This is a genomic window from Chitinibacter sp. FCG-7, assembly GCF_040047665.1.
Taxonomy (GTDB): domain Bacteria; phylum Pseudomonadota; class Gammaproteobacteria; order Burkholderiales; family Chitinibacteraceae; genus Chitinibacter; species Chitinibacter mangrovi.
The window spans coordinates 1,354,442-1,371,876 of record NZ_CP157355.1 but is presented as its reverse complement, the minus strand read 5'-3'; the positions used below and the strand labels follow the sequence as shown (position 1 = coordinate 1,371,876).

Genomic DNA, 17,435 nt, shown 5'->3' with positions numbered 1-17,435 from the left:
ATTGACTGCTGGGTCAGACCAGCTGCCCGCCAGATAAGTTCGCTGGTCTGAACTCCAATCAGAAAACATATTCTATGCCTGCGATTAAACCAGTAAAATGGCAGATTGTCGGCTTCAAACGTAGAAAAATCATGGAAGATCAAGTAGAGCAACAACCCGCAGAGGAGATGTTGCGCCTTTCAAAACGCCTGGCGCAGTTGGGCCTGTGCTCGCGCCGCGAAGCCGACGAATATATTGCCAAAGGCTGGGTGCGCGTCGATGGCGAAGTGGTGAATGTGCTCGGCACCAAGGTATTGCCCAGCCAAACTGTCGAGCTCGACCCGATTGCCAAGCAGATTCAGGACAATCGCGTCACCATTCTGATCAACAAGCCGGTGGGCTATGTGTCGGGTCAGGCTGAAGACGGCTACGAGCCAGCGGTGGTGTTGGTACAGCCGGAAAATCACTGGGAAGGCGATACCAGCGGGATTCGTTTCTCGCCAGTGCATTTTCAGGGCCTCGCGCCAGCGGGGCGCTTGGATATTGATTCGGTCGGTTTGCTGGTGCTGACACAGGACGGTGTCGTCGCCAAAACGCTGATCGGCGAGAATTCCCAAGTTGAGAAAGAATATCTGGTTCGCGTTTCCGGCCATCTGAAAGCCGATGGCTTGCGCTTACTCAATCATGGTCTGTCGCTTGATGGCGAGGCACTGAAGCCCGCCCGCGTTTGGTGGCAAAACAAAGACCAGCTCCGTTTTATTCTGCGCGAAGGCAAAAAGCGCCAAATCCGCCGCATGTGCGAGTTGGTGGGGCTGCAAGTGGTGGGCCTGCAGCGCATTCGCATTGGCCGTATTCTGCTCGGTGATTTGCCGCGCGGGCAGTGGCGCTATTTGCGCAGTGATGAATCATTTATCTAATGCAAAGGATCGGCATCAATGGCGATGCAAGGCAAAGTAATCAAATGGAATGATGATCGAGGCTTTGGATTTGTTCAGCAAAATGGACAAACAGCAGAGATTTTTGCGCATATTTCTGAGTTTTCTCCACGAGGTGTGCGCCCGTCCATTGGTGACATTGTTACGTTTGATGTCAAATCTACAGGTTCGAAAGGCCCGAAAGCGGTTGCGATTCGGTTTGTTGGTGATAAGGGGTTTGAGCGTGGACGCACTAGCCGCCATCAACATGAGAAAAAATCTACAGGTGGTGTTGTTGGCGCGCTTCTATCGCTAGGGTTGATTGTTGGGATTGCATACTTTGTTTACCAGTCATTTTTTTCCGGAATGAGTCCAGAAAGAGCCCTAGCTGTTGATCGAGCTAATGGCGTAATTACCACTACAACTACAGTTAGTCAGTTTACCTGCGGAAGTAAGTCCCATTGTTCAGAAATGAATAGTTGTGAAGAAGCTGTTTTTTATTTAAATAATTGCCCTGGAACTATCATGGATGGCGACGGTGATGGTAAGCCATGTGAAGAGCAGTTATGTGGGCACTGATTTGATCCGCGCTGATTTATTTCTGGTCGAGCAGGGGTACGCCGCGTCGCGCACGCAAGCGCAAACGATGATTGCGGCGGGGCGCGTGTTTGCCGATGGCAAGCCGATTAGCAAAGCGGCGTTCAAGCTGGATGCGCAAGCCGAGATTACGATTACGCCCGATGAAGTTGATCGCTATGTCTCGCGTGGCGGGCTGAAACTGGCTGGCGCGCTGGCGAGTGCCCGGCTCGATGTGAGCGGCATGCTGGCGCTGGATGTCGGCATTTCGACCGGCGGCTTTACCGATTGCCTGCTGCAAGCGGGCGCGCGCCGGGTGATTGGCGTTGAAGTCGGGCACGATCAATTGCATCCGCGCTTGTGCTCTGATTCGCGTGTGACGCAGTTTGAGGGCGTGAATGCGCGTAATTTGACGCCCGAAGTGATTGCGCCAGCCTTGATCGATGAGCCGCAAGACGCGCGGGTTGAGCTGATTGTGGGCGATGTGTCGTTTATTTCGCTGACCTTGGTGCTACCTGCGCTGCGCTCGGTGCTTTCGGTCGATGGCTTGCTGCTGTTTCTGGTCAAGCCGCAGTTCGAGCTGGGTCCGCAAGCTCTGGCGCGCGGCGGCATCGTTCGCGACGAGGCGCTGTATCCGCAGGTTGAAGCCAAAATCCGTGCTGCTGCCGAGAATGCGGGTTTTGCGGTGCTCGATTACTTTGCCAGCCCGATCGCCGGTGGCGATGGCAATCGCGAATTCTTTATCTACGCTCGCGCAATCTGATTGCTTAGCTGGTAGGGTATTGCTCTGCAGCCTTTTCTGTAATTGCCCTTCAGGCGTATACCAAAAAAATAGCCCGCTTGCGCGGGCTGAACTCTCTTGGTTTGGAATCCGTGTTCAAGGCGTATTCCATGAGATTCATTCTATGGCCTGCGCCTGCAGGTGTCGCGGTAGTTTTTGTGGCTGCGGGCATGACAAAGTAACGGGCAATCATGCTTGTGTCATGTCGGCTGCGGCAGGCCACTGCAAGCTTCGGCGCGAGGTGAAGACGCGCTCCTGGCCGCTAAACGGGTCAATGAACTTCAGCTCGCGGGCGAGTAATTGCAGCGGCTGGCTAAAATCGTCGCCTTTATCGTCAAGCACCACCGGATACCACGGATCGTTCAGAATCGGGATCTGCAGCGCGGCCAGATGCGCGCGCAGCTGGTGTTTCTTGCCGGTGTGCGGCTCAAGCTGATAGTGGGCCCAGTCGCCACGCCGCTCCAGCAAGCTGATTTTGGTTTCGCTATTAGGTTCACCCGGAACTTCGGACATCGAGAAGAACTTGCCATCTTCGTGCGCAAGGCGCGAGCGGTGAACCAGCGGTAGCGCCAGATCGGCGCGATACGGCGCAATCGCTTCGTAGGTTTTCTGCACATTGCGGCTTTCGAATAGCTGCTGATAGGCGCTGCGGCTGTTTTTATCCAGACACAGCATCATCACGCCCGCAGTTTCCCTATCCAGCCGGTGCACAGGCGCAATATCCTGCTGGCCGAGCAGTACGCGTAGCCGCACCAGCACGGTTTCTTTGACAAAGCGCCCGGCCGGAATTGCCGACAAAAAATGCGGTTTATCAATTACGATAATTCGGTCGTCGCGGTACAAAACCTCGATTTCAAATGGCACGCGCGTTTCGCTGCGCACGGTGCGGTAGTACCACAGATAGCTACCAGGCTGATAGGGCGAGTCGGCCGGGATGGCTTGGCCGAGGTCATCGTAGATTTCGCCATTTTGCAGCCGCGTGGCCAGCACGCCTGGCTCCAGATACGGGAATTTCTCTTCCAGAAATGCCAGCATCGTCGGCCAGGGGCCGGGAATGAGCGCCACGCAGCTCGGTGCAAGGCCGTCAATCGGGGGGAGCGGTGCCACAGCTTTTTTCATGATGCGCTTTACTGTGCTGCTGACGCTTGCACCGCGCTGGCGGTCAGCTCATCGCGCAGCAGTGGGCGCTTGATTTTGAAGTCCAGCTTGGCATTGAAAAAGTCACGAGCTTCATCGACGTCTTTGAGCAGAGCGCGCACGGCTGGCTCGCTAAAGCCATCGATGGTCTGATAGAAATAATCAAAGCTTTCCGGGTAGGCAAACGCCGCACGGCGGATTAATTCATGCGCTAGCGCCTGATTACCGCTCAGCGCTTCCATCACGGCCTGATCGGTCATCTGCCCAGGGTAGGGGCGTACCGCGTTTTGTGCGCGCAAAATAGCCAGCTTCCACGGCATTTCGCTCTTGCTGGCGACAATGTAATTGGACAAGCCATGTTCGGCGTAATAATCGATCAGCGGGTTACTGCGCATGGCTTCCAGCCGGGCAATCCGGTCTGCGTTCAGGCTTTCGTCCTGTGCCGGGTCCATGATGGGGTAGATATTGAGGTAAATTTGTCCACCCAGCACGCACAGCGCCAGCCCCATGCCGCCCCATAGCGCCCAGCTCATTCTGGCCCAGGTGGCCGCAACGCCCAGCTTGGCCGTGCCTGATTGCATGAAGATCAGAATCAGCGCAAAAGGCCCCAGGAAATGGAAATACCACAGCGGATATTCAACCAGACTATGCAGCACCGAGACCGTGGCCAATGCTGCGGCGTACATCACCACCGGATTGCGCCAGGCGCGCAGCACATTGCTATAGGCATAGCTAATGCCTGCCAGAATGATGCCGGTGGCGATGGCGCCAGTTTCGGCTAGCAGATTGAGCACCGAGTTGTGCGCGTGGGTAAAGAGTACGCTTTCCGATACGATGGCAAATTCTGGGCGGGTTTGCAGCGCATTGCTGTGCGCGGCATAGCTGCCCCAGCCTGTGCCCAATAGCGGGTGCTGCAGAAAGGTCAGCCAGGCTTTTTCCCATTCAACCAGACGGCGCGAACCATTGGAGTCCAGCCGCGCCAGCCCGGTGGGCACTTCGTTTTGTGCTTTAAGCAGGCTTTGCAAGATGTCGGTGATCAGTGGGGCAATAAACTGCATGGCAATCATCAGCAAGGCGGTGATGCTTAGCGCACGGCCAAAATCGCGTAGTGTTTCTGCGCCACGCCACCATAGCAATAAACCCATAGGCAGCCAGGCTAGCGCATACAGCAGCGGCGAGCGTGAGCCGCAGTAGGCCAGCGATAGTGACAACCATGCTGCCACAATCCAGAATACCCACTTGGCCATTTCATCTTTTTGCGACACCAGATAGACCGCGCTGGCCAGACCCCAGGCGAGGTAATGTCCGTACATATTCTTCTGGCCAATATTGCCAAAGATCAGCCGCGGGCCATCCTGAATCAGCTGCATAATCTGCGGTACGGCCAGACCAGAGTTGAAAATTGCCCCTGCCAGCAAACCCCAGGCAAACATATTCAGTAATTGCGGCGCACCGTACACGCTGATCGCACGCGAAAGCGACCACGCGGCACCTGCAGCACCCAGCGAATAAATAATGGGGTACAGCCGTTCGGTCCCATAGCCATGCGGCAGTATCAGCGCCTGCACAGCGATCATCAGCGCAAAGCCCAGCCACATTAGTGCCAGCCAGGGCGGATTTGCTTTCTCGCGGGAGTCGCTAGGAACCAATACGCCAGTGAGCGTAATCAGTATGCAAAAGAAAAATGCCGCCAGCTCGGACGGAAAGACCGGGTTGGGATCCCAGCGAAACGGAATGCCGCATGGAACGGCGGCCAATAGAAAGAGCAGGCCTTGATAAAGGCGGAGTTGGAATGGCATGGTTAGACTCGATTCAGGATGATTGTGATTCGTTCAGCTTGGGCTGATACAACCACGATGCGACCAGCACGCCGGCTTCGTACAGCAGCCAGAGCGGGATGGCCAGCAGGCATTGCGATAATACATCAGGTGGTGTCACCACGGCGGCAATCACAAAAGCACCCACAATGACGTAGGAGCGGATTTCCCTGAGTTTGGCCACGGTGACAAAGCCCATTCTGACCATCACAATCACCGCAATCGGCACTTCAAAGGTCACGCCGAACGCCACAAACATGCCCATCGCAAAATCAAGATATTCGCCCGAATCGGGCAGCCACTGCATGCTGGCGGGCACCACAGAGGCAATAAACTTGAATACCACGCCAAACACTAGGAAATAGGCAAAACCCATGCCCAGCAGGAAAAGCAGGGTGGAGGCAATTACCAGCGGTGCGACCAGCTTTTTCTCGTGCGCATACAGCCCTGGCGCGACAAACGCCCAGATTTGGTACAGCGTATGCGGCAGGGTTGCCACAAAAGCGACCAGCGCCGCGATTTTAACCTGCACCAGAAAGGGCGAGGCGATGCCGATGGTGACCAGCTTTTGCCCCGGCAAAACCGAAGACAGCGGTGCTACCAGCACATCGTAGAGCTGAGCAGAGAAGGCAAAGGCAATTGCAAAGCCCACAATAAAAACCAGCATGCCGCGCACAACGCGGGTGCGCAGCTCGATCAGATGGCTGATTAGCGGCTGCAGATTATCACTCAGATCACTCATGGCTTGCTTTCATTGTGGTTTAACGCCGATCCGAAGCCGGGCGAGGCCCTGCCTGCAGCCCTGCAAACAGATCAGGCTGCTGCTCATGGACTGATGCAGCCGACTTGTCGCTGGCTGTGGTTGGGGTATCTTGGGGAGCCGCTACAGCATTGCTTGGTGGATTGCTTGCTGCATTGCTTGTGGCGGGAGGGTGGTCGTCGCTGTGGGTTAGCTGAAAATCGGCTTCAAGCTCGCTGAGCGCCTGACGTGTTTCGGCCAGCGGCTGATGGATGGTGTTCTTGATCGCCGCTGTTTCAGCTTCGATTTCCTGCTGAATTTGTGCCAGCTCGCTCGCCTGCATTTCCCGCTGCAAATCGCTTTTCACATTATTGACAAAGCGTTGCAGGCGTCCGAACAGCATCCCTGCCGTGCGTGCCACTTTGGGCATTCGCTCAGGGCCGATCACGACCAGCGTGACGACCCCGACGAGGAGTAACTCCCCCATGCTGACATCAAACACGGCTTACTTCTTGTCGCTTTCGCTGGCGTCAATCACCCGCGCGGTATCCGGCTTTTTGCTGGCCTCGTCTTCACCCTTGACGCCATCTTTAAAGCCCTTGATGGCCGAGCCCAGATCCTTGCCGACATTGCCCAGCTTTTTGGTGCCGAACACTAAAACCACAATGGCCAGTACAACAAGCCAGTGCCAAATGCTGAATGAACCCATGATGAACTCTCTATTAGGGGTATCGCTGTCAGAGCCAGTGTGTATCTGGCCTGCAGTTAATTACTGTTATGGGGTACCTAGTATGTGCAGGTGAAGGTGGAAGACTTCCTGTCCTCCGGCCAGCCCGGTGTTGATTGCGGTTTTAAAGCCCGCGCCCAGTCCTTGCTCGCGTGCCAGCACCGGCGTGAGCGCCAGCATTTTGCCCAGCAGCGGCTGATCGTCTGCGGTGCAGTCGAGCAGTGATTCGATATGCCGCTTAGGAATCAGCAGCAAATGAACAGGTGCAGCCGGACGAATGTCCTTGAAGGCGATCACATCATCGTCTTCATACACCTTGCTGGCAGGAATCTCGCCTTTGACGATTTTGCAAAAAATGCAGTCATGCATAACAAGGCTCCTTATGCCGGCTTGCGGGCGGCTTTTTCTTCGATGCCGGAAATGCCTTCGCGGCGCGCCAGCTCGGCCAGTACGTCCTCATGGCTCAAGCCTTCGTACGACAGCAAAACCAGCGTGTGAAACCACAAATCGGCCACTTCACGTACCAGATGCAATTTGTCGCCATCTTTGGCTGCCATAATGGTTTCCACGGCCTCTTCGCCCACTTTTTTCAAAATGGCTTCTTGCCCCTTGCTGTAGAGCTTGGCCACATACGAGGTACTGGCGTCAGCGTGGCGACGTTCAGCCAGTGTTTGTGACAAACGCTCCAGAATTTCGGCGGAAATCATGTCTAGCTCCAAAAATAACAATCCGATTATATTGCACCTAGATGACAAGTTTATGTCGTGCTAAGGGGCTAACTCTTAAGGGTGAGGGCTCTGACCATAAATAGCCTGCGGGTCTTTCAGCACGTCCTCGGTGACTTGCCACTGGCCATCAAGCAGCGTGCGAAAGAAACAGCTTTCGCGGCCGGTATGGCAGGCAATCCCACCTTGCTGGCGGATTTTGTAGATCAGTACGTCACCGTCGCAATCGAGCTGAATGCTGGAAACGTGCTGAAAATGCCCCGATTCTTCGCCCTTGTGCCACAGTTTCTGGCGCGAACGCGTCCAGTAATGTGCCGTGCCTTTTGCTGCTGTCAGCGCCACTGCTTCGCGGTTGGCGTAGGCAAACATCATCACGCGACCAGTTGTTTCGTCCTGAGCGATGACTGGAACCAGCCCAGCGTCATCGTATTTGATTTCATCAAGCCAGCTCATTGCAAGACCACTTTTTCTGCCGTGAAATTGGCGGCCGGGGTGTAGTACACAACCCACTGACGCGTTTCATTGGCTTTGATTTGACCGAGTTGACCTTCCATTTTCACCGCCTGAACAATCTGGCCGTTGGCGTCGACCACACTGGGTGGACGCTTGAAATCGTGATCAACCGCTGATTTGACCGTGAGAAACAGCGTCAGCTCATTTTTCAGTCCGTGCCGCATATTGTCGACTTCCATCGAGACATTGGCCGGCGTTTGAATGCTCATATCACACGCCTGCGCCAGTGTGGCCAGCAGGAATAATGTCAGCGCAGCTATCTGTTTCATGCTCTGTCCGTCCTGTTAAAAGCGAACTTCAATGCCCGCGGCGTGCATGGCTTCTTTGGCCTGCCGCACCGAATATTCGCCAAAATGGAAAATACTGGCTGCCAATACCGCATCGGCATGGCCTTGTTTGACACCATCAACCAAGTGCTGCAAATTGCCCACGCCGCCAGAGGCGATCACCGGAATATCAACTGCATCGGAAACTGCGCGCGTGAGCGGCAGATTAAAGCCAATTTTGGTGCCATCTCTATCCATGCTGGTGAGCAAGATTTCGCCTGCGCCCAGCTGTTGCATTTTCAGCGCCCATTCTACGGCATCAAGCCCGGTAGCGCGGCGCCCGCCGTGCGTGAATACTTCCCAGCGGCTATTGGTCGCGTCGGTGGCTTTGGCGTCAATCGCCACCACAATCGCTTGGCTGCCAAAACGGCTGGCGGCTTGCTCGACCACTTCGGGGTTCGATACTGCGGTGGTATTGATGCTGACTTTGTCGGCTCCTGCATTGAGCAGGCGACGGACATCGTCGGCTTTGCGAACGCCTCCGCCGACGGTGAGCGGAATGAATACTTGCGAGGCCACTGCCTCGATCACATGCAAAATCAGATCTCTATCGTCGCTGGAGGCGGTGATATCAAGAAAAGTCAGCTCGTCTGCGCCCTGATCGTTGTAGCGCTTGGCAATTTCAACCGGGTCACCGGCGTCGCGCAATTCAAGGAAGTTGACGCCTTTGACCACGCGACCAGCGGTGACATCAAGGCAGGGGATAATACGTTTGGCTAATGGCATATTTTTTCCGCGCCAGCGCTGCTGAAGGGCTGGCTACTATTCTTGCTGTTGGGCTTTCCAGCTCGCCCACACGGCTTGTGCTGTCTCGGCGTACTGGCTCAGTCCGCCTGCAAATTCGGGTGTAAACCACTGGGTAAACACATTAAAAATAACAAACTGCACGTCTTCGACGCTCATGCACTGCGGCAGGCTGCGGATGATGCTGCCGACTTCGGGTGCATAGCCTTCCGGCTCGCCCACCAAGCGAATCATCATCGGGTCGGTGTCGAACAGAATCTGGCAGACTTCGGCAAACCAGGCCGGATTGGATTCCCGCAGCAGCTGACCAATTTGTCGCTCTTCGGTGGCCCAGTCCAGCCATTCGGGCTTGCTGCCGTCTACCTCGCTCATGGCGTTTAGTCGCAAAGCTCGTCGGCTAATTCCTGCGCCTTGGCAAAGTCGATGGTGCCTTCATAGATTGCGCGGCCGGTAATGACGCCTTCGATGCCTTCTTCGGCCACTTCGCACAACTTGCGTACGTCGTCCAGATTGGTCAGACCGCCCGAAGCAATCACCGGAATCGTCAGCGCTTGTGCCAGCTTCACCGTGGCTTCGATATTGACGCCAGAGAGCATGCCATCGCGGCCAATGTCGGTGTAGATCACGCTTTCAACGCCATAGCCTTCAAAGCGTTTAGCCAGATCAATCACTTCATGATCGGTGATTTTAGCCCAGCCATCGGTGGCAACCATGCCGTCTTTGGCGTCAAGGCCAACGATGATCTGGCCGGGGAAAGCGTCACAGGCTTCGTGCAAAAAGCCGGGTTGCTTGATCGCTGCGGTGCCGATAATCACATAGTCAATCCCGGCGTCCAGATACATTTCGATGGTTTCCAGTGAACGGATACCGCCACCGAGTTGCACCGGCACTTCGCCATTCATTGCTTTCAGAATCTGCTTTACCGCCGCCAGATTTTTGGGTTTGCCAGCAAACGCGCCATTGAGGTCCACCAGATGCATGCGACGCGCGCCCTGACCTAGCCAGTGTGAAACAAAGCTGGCCGGGTCGTCGGAGAATACCGTTGCATCGTCCATTTCGCCTTGGCGTAAACGAACACATTGGCCGTCTTTAAGATCAATTGCAGGAATAATCAGCATGATTTGAAAGCATATAGTGAGGGGGTTGAATAAATTAACGGTTTGTAATTAAACGACATTTCATCGTCCGGTCACAAACTTTACAGTTTCCAGTGTACGAAATTTTTCAATAATTGCAGACCGGGGGTGTGGCTTTTCTCCGGGTGACACTGAATCGCAAAAATATTGTCCCGCGCGACGGCCACGGCAAAACGCGAAGGATAAGCCGATTCAATCACGGTATCTGCATCGCTGTCGGGCGCGAAGTGATAACTATGCACGAAATAAAACCGTTCCGCATCGCTAATGCCTGCCCATAGCGGATGAGGCTGCTTGATGAACATTTCGTTCCAGCCCATATGCGGTACTTTCAATTTCTGCCCATCTGCGCCAACCATATTTTCCGGCTTGAACTTAACAACCTTGCCTTTGAATACGCCAAGGCAATCCATGTCGCCTTCTTCACTGTGTTCAAACAGCAATTGCGCGCCAACACAGATGCCAAGAAATGGTTTGCTCGCCGCCGCATCAAGCACGGCTTGTTTAAGGCCACTCTCATTGAGTTCGCGCATGCAGTCGGGCATTGCGCCTTGGCCGGGAAAAACCACTTTATCAGCGCTGGCGACCACGGCGGGGTCGGCGGTCAGCACAATCGTCGCATCATCACCGGCCACTAGCTCGAACGCTTTGGTGACCGAATGCAGATTGCCCATGCCGTAATCAACAATTGCAATGGTTTGTGTCATCTCAACCTACCAGCGTGCCTTTGGTTGACGGGGTAATGCCTGCCATCCGTGGGTCGAATTCAACCGCCATGCGCAAGGCGCGGCCCAAGGCTTTGAATATCGTTTCAGCTTGGTGGTGCGCGTTTTTGCCTTTCAGATTGTCGATGTGCAGGCTGATCGCGGCGTGATTGACAAAACCACGGAAAAATTCGCCAAACAAATCAACGTCAAAGCCGCCGATCATCGCGCGAGTGTATTCGCACTCGTATTCCAGACAGGGGCGACCCGATAAATCAACAACGACGCGCGAAAGCGCTTCGTCGAGCGGCACATAGCTGTGACCGTAGCGCACGATGCCTTTTTTATCACCAACCGCCTTGGCAAAAGCCTGGCCGAGCGTGATGCCGACGTCTTCCACTGTGTGATGCGCGTCGATATGCAAATCACCAACGGCTTTGATTTCAATATCAAACAGGCCGTGGCGAGCTACCTGGTCGAGCATATGCTCGAAAAAAGGTACGCCGGTATCAAATTTGCTCACGCCTGTGCCGTCCAGGTTCAGCGTGATCGTGATTTGGGTTTCCAGTGTATTGCGAGTAACGGTAACTTGGCGCATCGATGATTCTCGTATAGGGCAATGCCGATCAATACTGCATTTTCCAACAGATTGGCCTTGGCGGGAAGCGCCATGGCATCAAATCCCGACAATGGCGCAAGAAAAAGCCGGATCGAGCGGCGCAAAACGGTCAATGTTTGGGCAAATGCTTGAATAGCGCAAGGCGTGCCTGTCTGGCGCAAGACAGCCGCAAGCCCCGACTCAGGGTTGTAAGAGGTCGTGTGGCAACTGTTGCAGCAGATCATCAAAGATTTGCCAGTCGTTCAGACAGCGGCACATCAGCCGTACACCTTCCAGCCGGGCAATTGCGTTAATGGCCCGTTGGCGGGCTTGCGCTTGGGCGATGCCGCTGTCGCAAATAACCTGCTGCAGCGCCGCGATCCATTCCTGCACGGCGATGCCCATATCCTGGCCGAACAGTGTGCGTGCATTACCCATGGTATAGACATCCAGCGTACTGGCTTGCTCCTTGTTGGCCTCGCTAATCCGCACGAATTCCATAAACCGCGCCAGCCTGTGTGCCGGTTCTCCGGCTTGGCGCAGTAGATCCAGCCCACTTTGGAACCACACGCCTTCGGCCTGCAGCACTGCGCTGGCCATTTCCACTTTGCCATTGGGAAAATGGTGATAAAGGCTACCTTTGCCCAGGCCTGTGGCCTGGCTGATTAGGCTTAATGACGCGCCATCGTAGCCATAGGTGTGAAACACCGTGCGCAAATGCCGGATTAATTCGTCGTGCGTAATTGCCAAAACTGCCTCCTTGTCGGTTTGCTTTGGGGAGCGCTGGCGCGCCCTGCGGTGCAAACGCTTAAAAGTTTAACGGAAAAACCGCTGTGCTTGACAAGGCCGACTGATTTGATTGAGTATTAAACCAAACGATCGGTACAATTCAATCGTTTTACTTTCTCAGACCCAAGTTTGGAGTGTGTAATATGTTGAAATCGCTTTCTCTAAAAGCCGGATTGCTGGCCGCCCTGTGGTTGGGCATGACCATCACAGCGCATGCCGCCCCGACCAGTACCGATGTGCTCAATGCCTACATTCAGGCCTGGAGCGAAAAATCGCCCGAGCAAAGGCAGAAACTGCTGGGCAAACTAGTGACCGATTCGGTACGTTACAGTGATCAATTCAATCAGGTGAAATCCAGAGCAGCGCTCAATGAGATGATCGGCACGTTGCACGAGCAGATTCCGGGCTTGCGCGGTGAAATTATCGGCCCGGTGCGTTTTATCGATGCGGCGGCGCTGTTTGAATGGAAAGTCTACAACGAAGCCGGTGAGGCGCTGTTTTATGGCGTTGATGCCGTGCAATTTGCCGAAGATGGCCGCCTGCAGCGGATCGACGGTTTTATGAATGTGGGTTTGAAATAAGGAGTTTGTCATGCGCCTGTCTTCCGGTTTGATCTTGGCCAGTCTAATGCTCTCGCACCTTGTTCTGGCGCAAACGCCGCCGCGCCTGCGCACGCCTGTGATTGATAATCGCGGGCAAGTTCCGGCCGCTACGCTGGAAAGGCAGGCGCAGCAGTTTCCCGCGACGTTTTTTCTGGAAGGGGCGGGTGATAAAAAGGAAATTGCTTTTACTTTTGACGATGGCCCCAGCGCCGATACGCCCGCTTTGCTTGATGTACTGAAAAAAGAAAACGTCAAAGCCACTTTTTTCTGGCTTGGGCAAAGCGTTTTGCAACACCCGGATATTGTGAAACGGGCGCTGGCTGAAGGGCATGTGCTGGCTAATCACAGCTTTAGCCACCCTAATCTGAGCAAAATGGCCGATGATGCACAGTGGTGGGATGCGCAGTTGCAAAGAACGCAGCAGGCATTCCAAAAAGTAGTCGGCTTTCAGCCGGCAATGATGCGCCCGCCGTATGGATTTTTGAATGACAGCCAGATCAGCAAGCTCAAAGAGCAGGGCATGACGGCCATTTTATGGTCGGTCGATAGCGCGGACTGGTATCACACTTGGCAAAACAACGCCGATGACGTGGCCAGCGGCAAAATCGACGCCGTGATCAGGCAGTACATTCACCCCGAAGCGATTGTGCTGATGCACGACGCCGGTGGCCGTGGCCGCCAGCCCACCGTGATGGCTGTGCAAGCGCTGATTCCGGCTTTGCGCGAGCAGGGCTATCGCTTTACAACGGTGGATCGCTTGTTGGGTATCCCGGCCAAGCTGCCCACGTCTGCCAAGGTGAGCACCGTAGCACCTTGAGCGTCTGGCGGGTTTGCTGGGGGGTATGGCTCTATCTGTATTGCTTAGATTGCCTTGTGGCCATATACATCGCAATGTATTGCATGTGCGGGCTTTGTGCTACAAAGAGAGCTTAAGAGGAATGCTATGCCCGCCAATCCAGCCAGCCTGCGCCAGATGCAGCTTGACGCCATTCAAGCCCGGATTTTTACTGAGCCCGAGTCCGCACGCAGCCAGTGCCATGTGCTGCTGAATGTGGCTCGGGATGTGTATGACGTCCATACTTTTATCGCCGCTGCGCTGCAGTTATCGCTGATCGAAGACCAGCTGGGTGATTTTGCCAGTGCGATCAATCTTTTGTCCGAATCAATGGCGTATGCGCAGGAATTCCGGCTGTTTCAGCAGATGCCGGCCATCCTGGAGCAGCTCGGTTGTTGCCATTATTCGCTGGCGCACTATCCGCAAGCGCTGGCCTACTGGCAGCAATGCGTGCTGATGTGCGGCCACCAAAGCGAGCTGAGTCAAACCCGTGGGCTGGCGCTGGTTGGCCTGGGGCGGATTTGCGATGCGGTGGGCGATAACCGGCTGGCCGTGATCATGCATAAAGCGGGTTATCAGCTTTTGCTCGGCACGCACGACCCGTATCTGATCACGATGGCGCAGATCAACTGGGCGGTGAATGTGCTTAAACTCGCCGATTATCCGCAAGCCCGCCAGCTATTGAACGCCGCGCTGCAAACTAGCCAAGCGCATCAGCTGCCGCACCATGCTGCCGAGTGCCTGTTCAGGTTGGCGCAAATTGCGCTGGCGCAGGATCAGCTCGATGAGGCCGAAATCTGTATTGAAGAAGGCTTGCTAGGCATCAGCAGCACGCCTTATCACTGGGTGGAGGTCAATCTGCTGGCTGAATGGGCCGAATTGCTGGCGCGGCAGCACAATTGGCAGGAGGCCTATACCGCAGTGCAAAGAGGCTTGCGGCTGGCTGAGGAGGATGCATTCAAGCATCTGGAAATGCGGCTACTGCGTCAGGCGCAGCGCTATGCTGGCGAGCTGGGGCTGGCGGTGCATGCGGCAGAATACGAAAGGCGCGCATCCTTTTTGCATCTGCATCTGCACGATCAATTGCTGCCGCCCGGCAGTCTGGAGCTGGGCGGCTTGCTCAGCTTGCTGGAAACAGAAAACGGGTGATCGCTCGACCCCCCCTGATTCTGCTTACTTAGTTGGCTTTCAAGCGCAGCTCAGCCGCATTCGCATGCGCGGTCAGCCCTTCTCCGTGCGCCAGTACTGAAGCGATTTGCCCCAATTTTTGCGCGCCCACTTCCGATACCTTGATCAGGCTCGAACGCTTCTGGAAGTCATACACGCCCAGCGGGCTGGAGAAACGCGCGCTGCGGGCGGTTGGCAGAACGTGATTTGGGCCCGCACAGTAGTCGCCGAGTGATTCGGAAGTGAATTTACCCATGAAAATTGCACCGGCGTGGCGGATTTTCGGCAGCAGCGCTTCTGGGTTTTCCACTGATAATTCCATATGCTCTGGCGCGATGTAGTTACAGATCTCGCATGCTTCGTCCAAATCCTTCACCACAATCAGCGCGCCTCGGTTTTTCAGTGAAGCGGCGATGATGTCTTTACGTGGCTGGGTATGGATCAGGCGCTCAATGCTGGCGTGCACTGCGTCGACATACCCCGCATCTGGGCATAGCAGAATTGATTGCGCGATTTCATCGTGTTCAGCCTGACTAAATAAATCCATCGCTACCCAGTCCGGATTGGTCGTGCCATCGGCCAGTACCAGAATTTCCGACGGGCCAGCGACCATATCAATGCCAACAATCCCAAATACCGCGCGCTTGGCGGCGGCGACATAGGCATTCCCTGGGCCGGTGACTTTATCCACTTGCGGTACGGTTTGCGTGCCGTAGGCCAGTGCGCCAACGGCTTGCGCGCCGCCGATGGTGAATGCGCGGCTGACGCCAGCAACATACGCGGCGGCCAAGACCAGATCATTGCGCTCGCCCTTCGGCGTAGGCACCACCATGATGATTTCAGCCACGCCAGCGACGTGCGCTGGGATCGCATTCATCAGCACCGATGATGGATACGCCGCCTTGCCGCCCGGTACATAAATGCCGACGCGATCCAGTGCCGTCACTTGCTGGCCGAGCAGCGTGCCGTCTTCGTCTTCATAGCTCCACGAACTCATTTTCTGTTTTTCGTGGTAGCTGCGTACACGCGCTGCGGCGGCTTGCAAAGCGGTGGCTTGATCGGCGGGCAGACGCTCGAACGCGGCTTTGAGCTCGGCCTGCGTCAGCTCCAGATCGACCATTGAATGAGCGCTGGTGCCATCGAACTGATTGGTGTACTCAACCACGGCGGCATCGCCGCGCGCTTTGACATCGGCCAGAATCGCCGCCACGCGCTGATCGACTTGCGGGTCTTGCGAGGTTTCAAAGGCCAGCAGGGCGGTGAGATCGGATTGGAAATCGGCGGAAGTGGAATTTAGACGGCGAATCATGGCTGCGACCCAAAGTTGTATGCTGTTAGCCGATTATACCCTTACTTGCCGGTCTTCATTGGGCTAGCCCGTGCAATTTCGATCAGCCTGATAGATATCAATCCAGATCGCAATGCAGATCATCAGTGCGTAAAAAAGCCACCCGAAGGTGGCTGGCGCAAGATCTCACTTTACTTGTGTTTCTTCGCTTCGCTGATTTGCGAGCTGGCTTGCGCCGCTGCGTTGCCAAATGTGGAGGCGGGGATGGTGGTTTTTTTCTCTTGCTTGGGTTTTTTTGCTTCTTTATTGCTGCGTATCTGACCTTTGGCCATGGTGTACCCCTAGTGGGTGAAATGCCAGCTGGCTAGGACAGCATACGCGCTATTCGCAATCGGCGTAGGATTTACAGCTTAAGACCCTTGCCGCTTCCACCATTTAGCCCGGAAAAATGGCAAGTAGCGATCCAGCCGTTTTTGGCCGCCCAGGCCATAAATCAGCAAGCTAGCCGCGATGATGATCTGCCAGAGCTGGCCGATGATCGCCCGAGCCGGTCTGGCGCTATCGATCAGTTGCAGCCATTGGCTCACGCTCAGTGCCAAAAAGGCCAGCCCGAGCGCGGTACCAAGTAAGCGAAAAATCATCTTGTGTCTCTTTAGGCTGTGGCCAGTCGTGCGGCGACTGTCGTTGCAAAGGCGTCAATCATTGGCTGCAGGCGTTCGTGCTTGAGCTTGAGCGACGATTGATTCACCACCAGACGGCTGGAAATATCGCGAATATGCTCAACCGCCACCAGATTATTGGCTTTCAGCGTGCCGCCAGTTGAAACTAGATCAACAATCGCGTCGGCTAAGCCCACCAGTGGAGCCAGTTCCATCGAGCCATACAGCTTGATCAGATCAACGTGTACGCCTTTGGCGGCGAAGTGCTCTTTGGCCTGCTCGGTGTATTTGGTCGCGATGCGCATGCGTGCGCCTTGCTTCACTGCGCCTTCGTAATCAAAGCCGTTTTGCGTCGCCACCATTAACGCGCATTTGGCGATTTCCAGATCGAGCGGTTGATATAGCCCTTGACCACCGTGCTCAAGCAGTACGTCTTTGCCCGCCACGCCTAGATCGGCCGCGCCGTATTGCACATACGTTGGTACGTCGGACGCACGCACGATAATCAGCTGCACATCCGGCTGATTGGTGCCAATGATCAGCTTGCGCGTGCTCTCTGGCGCTTCAGCGGGCACGATGCCTGCGGCGGCGAGCAGCGGCAGGGTTTCTTCAAAAATACGTCCTTTGGAAAGGGCGATGGTAATCATGGGGTATCTGCCTGTATGTCTTTGCTGTATTG

General features: G+C 55.2%; 25 protein-coding genes. 6 read left to right on the top strand and 19 right to left on the bottom strand.

The window, feature by feature from the left end:
- Window positions 1-131: 131 nt before the first annotated feature.
- From ABHF33_RS06405 to ABHF33_RS06395, 3 genes are read left to right on the top strand one after another with little or no spacing between them, the layout of a single operon-like run.
- Window positions 132-896 carry a pseudouridine synthase gene (locus ABHF33_RS06405; RefSeq protein ID WP_348946131.1) on the top strand — a complete coding sequence of 255 codons (765 nt, stop codon included), beginning with the start codon at window positions 132-134 and terminating at the stop codon, window positions 894-896.
- Window positions 897-914: 18 nt separating this feature from the next.
- Window positions 915-1,472: a cold shock domain-containing protein gene (locus tag ABHF33_RS06400; protein ID WP_348946130.1), complete on the top strand. Its 558-nt coding sequence runs from the start codon at window positions 915-917 to the stop codon at window positions 1,470-1,472.
- Window positions 1,435-2,232 carry a TlyA family RNA methyltransferase gene (locus ABHF33_RS06395; protein ID WP_348946608.1) on the top strand — a complete coding sequence of 266 codons (798 nt, stop codon included), beginning with the start codon at window positions 1,435-1,437 and terminating at the stop codon, window positions 2,230-2,232. The genes ABHF33_RS06400 and ABHF33_RS06395 overlap by 38 nt, the downstream gene beginning before the upstream one ends.
- A 207-nt stretch (window positions 2,233-2,439) precedes the next feature.
- Here the strand turns inward: ABHF33_RS06395 and ABHF33_RS06390 are convergent, their stop codons facing one another.
- The 15 genes from ABHF33_RS06390 to ABHF33_RS06320 all read right to left on the bottom strand — a co-directional run bounded on the left by ABHF33_RS06390 (window position 2,440) and on the right by ABHF33_RS06320 (window position 12,166).
- Window positions 2,440-3,369: a pseudouridine synthase gene (locus tag ABHF33_RS06390; protein ID WP_348946129.1), complete on the bottom strand. Its 930-nt coding sequence runs from the start codon at window positions 3,367-3,369 to the stop codon at window positions 2,440-2,442.
- Window positions 3,370-3,377: 8 nt separating this feature from the next.
- Entirely contained in the window at window positions 3,378-5,186 is a 1,809-nt protein-coding gene (locus ABHF33_RS06385; protein ID WP_348946128.1) for a PglL family O-oligosaccharyltransferase, read from the bottom strand.
- Between the two features lie 13 nt (window positions 5,187-5,199).
- Window positions 5,200-5,946 carry a twin-arginine translocase subunit TatC gene (gene tatC, locus ABHF33_RS06380; RefSeq protein ID WP_432803960.1) on the bottom strand — a complete coding sequence of 249 codons (747 nt, stop codon included), beginning with the start codon at window positions 5,944-5,946 and terminating at the stop codon, window positions 5,200-5,202.
- Between the two features lie 19 nt (window positions 5,947-5,965).
- Window positions 5,966-6,445, bottom strand: a complete 480-nt coding sequence (tatB, locus tag ABHF33_RS06375; RefSeq protein ID WP_348946127.1) for a Sec-independent protein translocase protein TatB — start codon at window positions 6,443-6,445, stop codon at window positions 5,966-5,968.
- 3 nt (window positions 6,446-6,448) lie between these two features.
- On the bottom strand, window positions 6,449-6,652 hold the full coding sequence (gene tatA / locus ABHF33_RS06370) for a Sec-independent protein translocase subunit TatA (RefSeq protein WP_348946126.1): 204 nt from the start codon (window positions 6,650-6,652) through the stop codon (window positions 6,449-6,451).
- Window positions 6,653-6,718: 66 nt separating this feature from the next.
- Window positions 6,719-7,039 carry a histidine triad nucleotide-binding protein gene (locus ABHF33_RS06365; protein WP_348946125.1) on the bottom strand — a complete coding sequence of 107 codons (321 nt, stop codon included), beginning with the start codon at window positions 7,037-7,039 and terminating at the stop codon, window positions 6,719-6,721.
- Between the two features lie 11 nt (window positions 7,040-7,050).
- Window positions 7,051-7,377 carry a phosphoribosyl-ATP diphosphatase gene (locus ABHF33_RS06360; protein ID WP_348946124.1) on the bottom strand — a complete coding sequence of 109 codons (327 nt, stop codon included), beginning with the start codon at window positions 7,375-7,377 and terminating at the stop codon, window positions 7,051-7,053.
- Between the two features lie 75 nt (window positions 7,378-7,452).
- Entirely contained in the window at window positions 7,453-7,848 is a 396-nt protein-coding gene (gene hisI / locus ABHF33_RS06355; protein ID WP_348946123.1) for a phosphoribosyl-AMP cyclohydrolase, read from the bottom strand.
- Window positions 7,845-8,177 carry a hypothetical protein gene (locus ABHF33_RS06350; protein ID WP_348946122.1) on the bottom strand — a complete coding sequence of 111 codons (333 nt, stop codon included), beginning with the start codon at window positions 8,175-8,177 and terminating at the stop codon, window positions 7,845-7,847. Before ABHF33_RS06350 ends, hisI begins: the two co-directional genes overlap by 4 nt.
- Window positions 8,178-8,192: 15 nt before the next feature.
- The gene (gene hisF, locus ABHF33_RS06345) at window positions 8,193-8,960 is read right to left on the bottom strand and encodes an imidazole glycerol phosphate synthase subunit HisF (protein WP_180305909.1); all 768 of its coding nucleotides are present in this window, start codon (window positions 8,958-8,960) and stop codon (window positions 8,193-8,195) included.
- Between the two features lie 36 nt (window positions 8,961-8,996).
- Entirely contained in the window at window positions 8,997-9,350 is a 354-nt protein-coding gene (locus ABHF33_RS06340) for a hypothetical protein (RefSeq protein ID WP_348946121.1), read from the bottom strand.
- A 5-nt stretch (window positions 9,351-9,355) separates the two neighbouring features.
- On the bottom strand, window positions 9,356-10,096 hold the full coding sequence (hisA, locus tag ABHF33_RS06335; RefSeq protein ID WP_348946120.1) for a 1-(5-phosphoribosyl)-5-[(5-phosphoribosylamino)methylideneamino]imidazole-4-carboxamide isomerase: 741 nt from the start codon (window positions 10,094-10,096) through the stop codon (window positions 9,356-9,358).
- Window positions 10,097-10,176: 80 nt separating this feature from the next.
- Window positions 10,177-10,821, bottom strand: a complete 645-nt coding sequence (hisH, locus tag ABHF33_RS06330; RefSeq protein WP_348946119.1) for an imidazole glycerol phosphate synthase subunit HisH — start codon at window positions 10,819-10,821, stop codon at window positions 10,177-10,179.
- A 1-nt stretch (window position 10,822) separates the two neighbouring features.
- Window positions 10,823-11,416, bottom strand: a complete 594-nt coding sequence (gene hisB, locus ABHF33_RS06325; RefSeq protein WP_157670246.1) for an imidazoleglycerol-phosphate dehydratase HisB — start codon at window positions 11,414-11,416, stop codon at window positions 10,823-10,825.
- A gap of 201 nt (window positions 11,417-11,617) precedes the next feature.
- Window positions 11,618-12,166 (bottom strand): TetR/AcrR family transcriptional regulator, encoded by a 549-nt coding sequence (locus ABHF33_RS06320; RefSeq protein ID WP_348946118.1) that lies wholly within the window; start codon window positions 12,164-12,166, stop codon window positions 11,618-11,620.
- Window positions 12,167-12,348: 182 nt separating this feature from the next.
- Between ABHF33_RS06320 and ABHF33_RS06315 the strand changes: the two genes are divergently transcribed.
- The 3 genes from ABHF33_RS06315 (at window position 12,349) to ABHF33_RS06305 (ending at window position 14,791) form a co-directional block, all read left to right on the top strand.
- Window positions 12,349-12,786, top strand: coding sequence for a nuclear transport factor 2 family protein (locus ABHF33_RS06315; RefSeq protein WP_348946117.1), 438 nt, complete (start codon window positions 12,349-12,351; stop codon window positions 12,784-12,786).
- Between the two features lie 10 nt (window positions 12,787-12,796).
- Window positions 12,797-13,624, top strand: coding sequence for a polysaccharide deacetylase family protein (locus ABHF33_RS06310; RefSeq protein WP_348946116.1), 828 nt, complete (start codon window positions 12,797-12,799; stop codon window positions 13,622-13,624).
- 126 nt (window positions 13,625-13,750) lie between these two features.
- Window positions 13,751-14,791: a hypothetical protein gene (locus ABHF33_RS06305; protein ID WP_348946115.1), complete on the top strand. Its 1,041-nt coding sequence runs from the start codon at window positions 13,751-13,753 to the stop codon at window positions 14,789-14,791.
- 28 nt (window positions 14,792-14,819) lie between these two features.
- Here the strand turns inward: ABHF33_RS06305 and hisD are convergent, their stop codons facing one another.
- The 4 genes from hisD to hisG all read right to left on the bottom strand — a co-directional run bounded on the left by hisD (window position 14,820) and on the right by hisG (window position 17,403).
- Window positions 14,820-16,118: a histidinol dehydrogenase gene (hisD, locus tag ABHF33_RS06300; protein WP_432803959.1), complete on the bottom strand. Its 1,299-nt coding sequence runs from the start codon at window positions 16,116-16,118 to the stop codon at window positions 14,820-14,822.
- Between the two features lie 170 nt (window positions 16,119-16,288).
- A complete protein-coding gene (locus ABHF33_RS06295) occupies window positions 16,289-16,429 on the bottom strand; it encodes a hypothetical protein (protein WP_348946114.1) in 141 nt (46 codons plus the stop codon).
- A 78-nt stretch (window positions 16,430-16,507) separates the two neighbouring features.
- Window positions 16,508-16,738 (bottom strand): hypothetical protein, encoded by a 231-nt coding sequence (locus ABHF33_RS06290; RefSeq protein WP_348946113.1) that lies wholly within the window; start codon window positions 16,736-16,738, stop codon window positions 16,508-16,510.
- An 11-nt stretch (window positions 16,739-16,749) separates the two neighbouring features.
- A complete protein-coding gene (gene hisG / locus ABHF33_RS06285; RefSeq protein WP_348946112.1) occupies window positions 16,750-17,403 on the bottom strand; it encodes an ATP phosphoribosyltransferase in 654 nt (217 codons plus the stop codon).
- Window positions 17,404-17,435 lie beyond the last annotated feature (32 nt).

Bases quoted from the DNA above. Each gene is read 5' to 3' on its own strand.
- hisA (WP_348946120.1), bottom strand. From the start codon at position 10,096: ATGCTGATTATTCCTGCAATTGATCTTAAAGACGGCCAATGTGTTCGT.
- hisD (WP_432803959.1), bottom strand. From the start codon at position 16,118: ATGATTCGCCGTCTAAATTCCACTTCCGCCGATTTCCAATCCGATCTC.
- hisF (WP_180305909.1), bottom strand. From the start codon at position 8,960: ATGCCATTAGCCAAACGTATTATCCCCTGCCTTGATGTCACCGCTGGT.
- ABHF33_RS06400 (WP_348946130.1), top strand. From the start codon at position 915: ATGGCGATGCAAGGCAAAGTAATCAAATGGAATGATGATCGAGGCTTT.
- ABHF33_RS06360 (WP_348946124.1), bottom strand. From the start codon at position 7,377: ATGATTTCCGCCGAAATTCTGGAGCGTTTGTCACAAACACTGGCTGAA.
- hisH (WP_348946119.1), bottom strand. From the start codon at position 10,821: ATGACACAAACCATTGCAATTGTTGATTACGGCATGGGCAATCTGCAT.
- hisG (WP_348946112.1), bottom strand. From the start codon at position 17,403: ATGATTACCATCGCCCTTTCCAAAGGACGTATTTTTGAAGAAACCCTG.
- ABHF33_RS06290 (WP_348946113.1), bottom strand. From the start codon at position 16,738: ATGATTTTTCGCTTACTTGGTACCGCGCTCGGGCTGGCCTTTTTGGCA.
- tatA (WP_348946126.1), bottom strand. From the start codon at position 6,652: ATGGGTTCATTCAGCATTTGGCACTGGCTTGTTGTACTGGCCATTGTG.
- hisI (WP_348946123.1), bottom strand. From the start codon at position 7,848: ATGAGCTGGCTTGATGAAATCAAATACGATGACGCTGGGCTGGTTCCA.
- ABHF33_RS06385 (WP_348946128.1), bottom strand. From the start codon at position 5,186: ATGCCATTCCAACTCCGCCTTTATCAAGGCCTGCTCTTTCTATTGGCC.
- ABHF33_RS06390 (WP_348946129.1), bottom strand. From the start codon at position 3,369: ATGAAAAAAGCTGTGGCACCGCTCCCCCCGATTGACGGCCTTGCACCG.
- ABHF33_RS06310 (WP_348946116.1), top strand. From the start codon at position 12,797: ATGCGCCTGTCTTCCGGTTTGATCTTGGCCAGTCTAATGCTCTCGCAC.
- ABHF33_RS06340 (WP_348946121.1), bottom strand. From the start codon at position 9,350: ATGAGCGAGGTAGACGGCAGCAAGCCCGAATGGCTGGACTGGGCCACC.
- tatC (WP_432803960.1), bottom strand. From the start codon at position 5,946: ATGAGTGATCTGAGTGATAATCTGCAGCCGCTAATCAGCCATCTGATC.
- ABHF33_RS06295 (WP_348946114.1), bottom strand. From the start codon at position 16,429: ATGGCCAAAGGTCAGATACGCAGCAATAAAGAAGCAAAAAAACCCAAG.
- ABHF33_RS06405 (WP_348946131.1), top strand. From the start codon at position 132: ATGGAAGATCAAGTAGAGCAACAACCCGCAGAGGAGATGTTGCGCCTT.
- ABHF33_RS06395 (WP_348946608.1), top strand. From the start codon at position 1,435: ATGGTAAGCCATGTGAAGAGCAGTTATGTGGGCACTGATTTGATCCGC.
- ABHF33_RS06305 (WP_348946115.1), top strand. From the start codon at position 13,751: ATGCCCGCCAATCCAGCCAGCCTGCGCCAGATGCAGCTTGACGCCATT.
- ABHF33_RS06315 (WP_348946117.1), top strand. From the start codon at position 12,349: ATGTTGAAATCGCTTTCTCTAAAAGCCGGATTGCTGGCCGCCCTGTGG.
- hisB (WP_157670246.1), bottom strand. From the start codon at position 11,416: ATGCGCCAAGTTACCGTTACTCGCAATACACTGGAAACCCAAATCACG.
- ABHF33_RS06365 (WP_348946125.1), bottom strand. From the start codon at position 7,039: ATGCATGACTGCATTTTTTGCAAAATCGTCAAAGGCGAGATTCCTGCC.
- ABHF33_RS06350 (WP_348946122.1), bottom strand. From the start codon at position 8,177: ATGAAACAGATAGCTGCGCTGACATTATTCCTGCTGGCCACACTGGCG.